The organism is Bradyrhizobium sp. th-b2, assembly GCF_000426785.1.
Classification (GTDB): domain Bacteria; phylum Pseudomonadota; class Alphaproteobacteria; order Rhizobiales; family Xanthobacteraceae; genus Bradyrhizobium; species Bradyrhizobium septentrionale.
Genome location: NZ_AUGA01000235.1, coordinates 1 through 1,661, shown reverse-complemented (window position 1 = coordinate 1,661; position 1,661 = coordinate 1). Strand labels below are relative to the sequence as shown.

Genomic DNA, 1,661 nt, shown 5'->3' with positions numbered 1-1,661 from the left:
GCGCAGATCTGGGCCGAGCTTCTCGGTGTGGAGCGGGTCGGACGCCACGACCACTTCTTCGAACTGGGCGGCCACTCGCTCTTGGCGGTGCAGTTCTTGAGCCGGCTGTCGCAGGCGCTGGGTGTAGCGCTGCCGCTGGCGGCGCTGTTTGCCAAACCGGTGCTGGCCGATCTGGCGACGAACATTGTCGAGATGTTGAGCCGCTGCGGTCCGCAAGACCTGCCGGCGATTGTCGGCGTGTCGCGTGATGAACCGCTTGTGCTGTCGTTTGCGCAGCAGCGGCTGTGGTTTTTGGCGCAGCTGGATCAGGATAGCACGAGCTATCACGTGCCGCTGGCCTTGCGGCTGCGCGGCGTGCTCGACCGCCGCGCCTGGCGGCGCAGCCTTGACCGTGTGTTGGCGCGTCATGAGGCGCTGCGTAGCGTCTTTGTCGCGCCGGAGGGCAAGCCCTGGGTTGAGGTGCTGCCGCCGGATGCGGGGCTGCCGGTGCTCGAGCACGATCTGCGGGACAGGCCGGATGCGGACGCGGCGCTTTTGGATCTGTGCCGGGAAGAGGCGCGCACGCCGTTTGATCTGGCGCGCGGGCCGCTGATCCGGGGCCGCCTGATCCGCACCTCGGATGGGGAGCACGTGTTCCTGCTGACCCAGCATCACATTGTCTCCGATGGCTGGTCGCTGGGCGTCTTGGTGCGCGAACTCAGTCAGCTGTACCGGGCGTTCGTAGCTGGGCAGGACGATCCGCTGCCGCCGCTTGCGATCCAGTATCCGGACTATGCCGCCTGGCAGCGGCAGTGGCTGTCGGGGGAACGGCTGCAGCGCCAGGCGCAGTATTGGCGCAACAATCTATCTGGCGCGCCGGCCCGTCTGGCGCTGCCGACAGATCGGCCTCGGCCGGCAGAGCAGTCGTTTGCCGGGGCCAACCTGCCTGTCGTGATCGATGCGGATCTGACGCGGGATCTGAAGCGGCTGAGCCGGCAGCATGGCACGACCTTGTTCATGACGGTGTTGGCGGCGTGGGCGGCGGTGCTGTTGCGTCTGTCGGGGCAGGACGACATTGTGATCGGGGTGCCGAGCGCCAATCGAGGTCGGTGCGAGCTCGAAGGGTTGATCGGGTTCTTCGTCAACGCCCTGGCGCTTCGCCTCGACCTGTCGGGCGCGCCGAGCGTGGCGGAGCTGTTGGAGCGGACGCGGCGCACGGCCTTGGGAGCACAGGAGCATCAGGACCTGCCGTTTGAGCAGGTGGTGGAGATCGTGCAGCCGCCACGGCATCTTGATCACACCCCGCTGTTCCAGGTGATGCTGGCCTGGCAGAACAACGCCATCCCGTCCTTCGACCTTCCCGGGCTGCTGGTGGAGGCTGCGGGGCAGGGGTTCGATCAGGTCAAGTTCGATCTGGAGCTGAACCTTTGCGAACATGGCGAGGTGATCGCCGGGACGCTGGGTTATGCCACGGCGCTGTTTGATCAGGCGACGATCGAGCGACAGCGGGGGTATCTGCTGGCGCTGCTGCGGGCGATGGTTGCCGATGCGCAGCAAGAGGTCGGGCGGATTGAGCTGCTGCCCCCTGACGAGCGGGCGTACCTGTTGGAGGCGCTGAACCGGACGGCGGTGACGTATCCTGAGCAGCAGTGCATCCATGAGCTGTTCGAGGCCCAGGTGCG

The 1,661-nt window shown here is 66.7% G+C and carries 1 protein-coding gene; it reads left to right on the top strand.

Annotation, left to right across the window (positions count from 1 at the left end; translation table 11 throughout):
- Positions 1-1,661: condensation domain-containing protein (locus K359_RS56645; RefSeq protein WP_035978579.1), on the top strand; the 1,661-nt coding region annotated here is incomplete at both ends.